Source organism: Brunnivagina elsteri CCALA 953, from assembly GCF_002289455.1.
GTDB lineage: Bacteria > Cyanobacteriota > Cyanobacteriia > Cyanobacteriales > Nostocaceae > Brunnivagina > Brunnivagina elsteri.
Window position 1 is genome coordinate 1 of sequence record NZ_NTFS01000448.1, and the last position, 4,984, is coordinate 4,984.

The following is a 4,984-nucleotide window of genomic DNA, read 5'->3' on the forward strand; positions in this document are numbered from 1 at the left end:
CGCGGATTAAATAAAGTGCAAAAGTCTCAAAAGTAGGGTGTGTTAGCGCAGCGTAACGCACCATTCCAAATCAAATCAAAAGTTGTAGGTTATTAAATCCTCATTCCTTACCAGATTTTATAGTATTGCCACAAAACGGATTATTAAAGTTAAATTTTATACAATACGCTTTATCTATTATCTTGCCTGAGAAGATTAAAACTACTTTTGTCTACAAAATTAGAGTATCAAATAGTTGTGAAAAGTCAAATTTTGCGATCGCAACTAATTGGTGATATTTTTACTAGAATTGAATATATGTTTTGTGACGATTATCCACTTAGAAAAACTTACTTGGGGTTGGGAATTTTCTACAATAAGCAAAGCTTAATACCAAAGGTATATCGCACCACATTCTCAAATCGGATTGTCTCAACAAACCAAAATAAAAAGCCAACTTTGAGAAGCTGACTTTCCAAAACTTGATTATTAAAATTTATAAATGCGGATAAAAGGACTTGAACCTTCACACCTTACGGTACTAGAACCTAAATCTAGCGCGTCTGCCAATTTCGCCATATCCGCATGAAAAATAACTATAGCAAATTATAAAACAATTGGGAAGAGGACAAAGATAATTTGTCTCCCCACAGCAATTTTCTAGTCCGCAGCTACACGAGGTAAGCGATGTTTGAAGGAGCAAAGAATTTCCCAAGAGATTGTACCTAGCTCGTTTGCCCAATCGTCTGCGGTAATCTGTCGATCTCGATCTTGTCCCAGCAATGTCACAACTTCCCCTTCTTGAATGTCGGAAATGTTACTAACATCGAGCATGATTTGGTCCATTGTGATCGAGCCTATTTGAGGTACAAGCTGACCACGTATTAATACTTGCATTTTATTCGATAAATTGCGCGGGATGCCATCTGCATAGCCAATACCGACTACAGCCAGACGAATATCATGGGGAGCTATATACCTATAACCATAACTAACACCAGTACCAGCCGCAATATTTTTTACTTGAGTGACTCGTGCTTTTACTTGCATGACAGGTTTGAGATTCACCGTATGACGCAAATGTTCGGCTGGATAATGTCCATAAATAGCAAGTCCAGTTCTTACCATATCGTAATGTAAAGCTTTGTTAGTCAAAGTACCTGCGGAGTTGGCAAAGTGCAAGCATGGTGGTTCTATTCCCAAAGCTTTAATTTGTGCGATCGCATCTTCAAAGCGTTGATGTTGAAGATTCATGATAGTCGGATCGGGACTGTCGGCAGTTGCAAGGTGGGAATATATACTAGCTATGCGTAAATGTGGGAGTCGCTCAACTAACTGGATAAATTCAACTGCTTGCTGCCAGTTAGTTCCCAAGCGTGACATACCAGTATCCAGCTTAACATGAACTGGTAGAGTAGCATCAACATCAATCGTTTCGAGAATATCTGAAAATACTAATGCCTGCTTAGGACTACATAGGGTGGGTTCAAGTTCCCAATGAGCGATCGCATGAATTTGTTCGGTTGTTTGGGCTGCTCCTAATACCAAAATTGGCGGTTTTATACCAGCTTCCCGCAATTGAATACCCTCTGGAACTGTGGCAACTCCCAACCAACTGGCTCCCGACTCCAGTACTGTTTTGGCAACGCTGACTGCACCATGTCCATATGCATCGGCTTTGACTACTGCCATTAATTGTGTTTTTTGCGACAATAACTGTCGCAATTGTTTAACATTATGGGAAAGCGCTGCCAAGTCGATTTCAACCCAAGCACGCTGGGAATACCAAGCATAGGTATCGCATTGCGGGTAAGATACAATACTTGTTTGCTGCTCATGGCTCAACATATTCACTTGCTCCTATCACACCACACTCTTTGTTTCCAGGTGATTATATATTCAACCGCAAGGAAACTCTTCGGAATAATCTGGAAGTTTATCCTCGATATGCAATTGAGACAAGAGCAATCGAACCGAATACATAACAAAATGTTACAAAAAATCGAGAAAAATCAATAATTACTTACCCACTCATGATTTCACAAAGTGTTTGTATGCTTTTATTTCTCTTTCCTAAACCCGGATGTAGGATATGCCTCCGCATTAATCTCCCCTTAGGGAACACAAAAGACATCTCCGAAAAAGACGTAGAGACGTAGCAATGCGGAGGCACGACAAGGGTTATGGGGAACGTATAATTAAATTCGGTCGATGTCTAAAGAAATAAATTCTCCATAATTGCAGGGGTGGGGTGAGTCCACTTGGCGGTGTCGGTTTCCGTCCCGTCAAAGTGGCGAATCCGAAGGGTCTCCCCACCCTTCGCGTGATACTATTGGTAAGTATACGATTTGAATATTTTATTCTCTGGAAGTCCCCTATCGCAAAAAAACTATTTGTATAAAGTAGGTTAATTAAGGTAGCTTGATTCTCGACTTTACCCTCAGTTAGGATAAGTTTTTTTCCACTATTTTCAGGATGTATAAATTATCCTCATCTTCCTCTTCAGGTTATATTCGTGTTAATATATGTAAAACTAATACCTTGAGTTTTTATCAATGGGGAAGGTTTTAGTCCTAAACGCCTCTTACGAACCGCTCAATATAACGAGCTGGCGACGTGCCGCCGTTCTACTAATCAAGGGCAAAGCAGAACAAGTAGAACATAATGGCAAATTCCTTTACGCTGACTTCCCGCTTCCCACAGTGATTCGGTTGCGGCATTATGTTCGCGTCCCTTACAAGGAAATACCTCTTACTCGCCGAAATATACTTCACCGTGATGGTCACAGTTGTCAATACTGCGGTTGCATGGGAGATGATTTGACGCTCGATCACGTGATTCCGCGATCGCGTGGTGGTGGTGACTCTTGGGAAAACATTGTCACGGCTTGTGTCCGATGTAATGTCAAAAAAGGCAGTCGAACACCACAGGAGGCTCGTATGCCTCTACGTCATTCCCCTCGCAGACCTTACAGCAGCCTTTACTTTGAAGTTAGCAAGCATCTCAAAACCGGAACGCACAATGAATGGCAAAAGTACGTTATTGGTCTGTAAGTCCTTTCTCCAGCTAGACATTAAGTAATGTAAAGCAATTGGGGGCAATCGGAACTGTTCCGTCCTTTACAAATTTTAGCGACGAACTTTTAGAGTTTAGCTCATATTATCGTCGTAGACAACTGTGCGTCTAAATATTTTTGCAAAAGATTGGCTCGACTGGCAATTATGTCACTTCTGTCGCTCTAAATGTTCGGTAAAAATATCGGTACAAGCGAATGCGGTGTTTGGCAGCGTGCATTTGCTCTATATTTTCTTTATTTTTTAGCCCAGTAATATGGAGAAGAGCATCCTGTTATAATTGACGGCGATGCTCAAACCCATGTTCACATAACAAAATTTTTTCTACAGGGTAAAAAGCTGAAAAAGTCTTTTGTGCCTCTGTTTCATTGTTTTTTTGTACAGGGAACTGCTATTAGTGAGAAGAAGAGTGAAAACCAACAAGTGATTTCACCCATTCCAGCTTGAGCCAATTTGCATAATTAATGTGCAATTTGCCAATATTTTTGCGAAGATCATAGATGGTGTGTAGCTAAAGCCAGAAATTCTGGTTTTAGTCTTTTGTCGAGGTTGTTAAGGAGCATCACTTAAACTAAAACTAGTTTCCTATGCAATTAAACTCTCCCATTTCTCAGCTTGAGACTTTTCCATTGACTAAAGATTCATCTCCTGAAGAAGTTGACATAGATGTTGACGTTCCCCTTGTCAAAAATCCCGCGAATGTAATCACGGGAGAAACGAACACGTTTTTAGGGCAACGCAATAACTATTTGGCTTATCAAAAATCAGAAGAGCTACGTTTGACGCTTTTGGGACATCGACACGAGCGTCATCTAATAGTTTTACAAGATTTTCCCGATCCAGATGCGTTATCTTCGGCTTGGACTTACCAGCTCATCGCCCAACAGTATGATATCAAATGTGAAATAGTTTATGCTGGCACCCTCAGCCACCAGGAAAATATCGCATTAGTCAAACTGACAGGATTACCTGCTCAACGTTGGGCACTACCAACTTTAAAAAGTAAAGATTTATCTTTGTACCAAGGCTTTATATTAATTGATAATCAAGGAACGACTTCCCAGTTATTGTCAGTAGTACAGCAAGCAAAAATACCATTAATCGCTGTCATCGACCATCACAGTTTACAAGGTGAATTAAAATCAGAATTTATTGATATTCGTCCTGCCGTCCGCTCAACTGCAACCATTTTTACTCAGTATCTCCAGTCAGGTTTATTATCTCTGGATAATAGTATTAGTCAGCACGTCAAATGTGCAACCGCCTTAATGCATGGCTTGCGTTCCGATACCGATCGTTTGATGCAAGCGCAGGAAGAAGATTTTATCGCAGCTGGGTATTTGAGTCGCTTTTGCGATGTTCAACTACTGAATGCGGTACTGCAAGCTAATCGTTCCAAAAGAGTGATGGACGTGATCGAGCGATCGCTCAAAAATCGCATCATTCAAAATAACTTTTCCATCGCTGGAGTTGGGTACTTACGCTACGACGATCGCGATGCCATTCCCCAAGCGGCAGATTTTATCGTCACCGAGGAAAATGTCCATACTGCCGTAGTTTATGGCATAGTTCACGACGAAGACGAAGAACTCGAAATAGTTATTGGTTCTTTGCGAACAACCAAACTAACCCTCGATCCCGATGAGTTTATCAAAGAAGCCTTTGGGCAGGATAGTAGTGGACGCTTTTTTGGTGGAGGAAGAACCAGCGCAGGTGGTTTTGAGATTCCAATGGGATTTTTATCTGGTGGAAATGAAAATTCCAACTACGCAAAAATGAAATGGGAAGTCTTCGATGCCCAAATTAAGCAAAAGTTATTACGATTGGTAAACCCAAAAGATAACCCAATACATCAAGGATAGGGGATTGGGAATTGGGAATTGGGAATTTGTAAAGAAACAATTCTTCTTTTTTGCCCCTTACCCCTGACC

Annotated in this window: 4 protein-coding genes and 1 tRNA gene; 3 read left to right on the top strand and 2 right to left on the bottom strand. The window is 40.9% G+C overall.

Annotated features, from left to right (window positions below; translation table 11 throughout):
- Nucleotides 1-237 precede the first annotated feature (237 nt).
- On the top strand, nt 238-450 hold the full coding sequence (locus tag CK510_RS31245) for a hypothetical protein (RefSeq protein WP_211293310.1): 213 nt from the start codon (nt 238-240) through the stop codon (nt 448-450).
- A 32-nt stretch (nt 451-482) separates the two neighbouring features.
- On the opposite strand, the gene CK510_RS26105 is transcribed toward CK510_RS31245, so the two are convergent.
- Together CK510_RS26105 and alr are read right to left on the bottom strand one after the other, a co-directional pair.
- Nucleotides 483-564: transfer RNA gene (locus CK510_RS26105), tRNA-Leu, on the bottom strand.
- A gap of 75 nt (nt 565-639) precedes the next feature.
- The gene (gene alr / locus CK510_RS26110) at nt 640-1,827 is read right to left on the bottom strand and encodes an alanine racemase (protein WP_095724446.1); all 1,188 of its coding nucleotides are present in this window, start codon (nt 1,825-1,827) and stop codon (nt 640-642) included.
- A gap of 707 nt (nt 1,828-2,534) precedes the next feature.
- Here alr and CK510_RS26115 point away from each other — a divergent pair.
- Nucleotides 2,535-3,032, top strand: a complete 498-nt coding sequence (locus CK510_RS26115; RefSeq protein ID WP_095724447.1) for an HNH endonuclease — start codon at nt 2,535-2,537, stop codon at nt 3,030-3,032.
- Between the two features lie 608 nt (nt 3,033-3,640).
- Nucleotides 3,641-4,915: a DHH family phosphoesterase gene (locus CK510_RS26120; RefSeq protein ID WP_095724448.1), complete on the top strand. Its 1,275-nt coding sequence runs from the start codon at nt 3,641-3,643 to the stop codon at nt 4,913-4,915.
- Nucleotides 4,916-4,984: the final 69 nt, after the last annotated feature.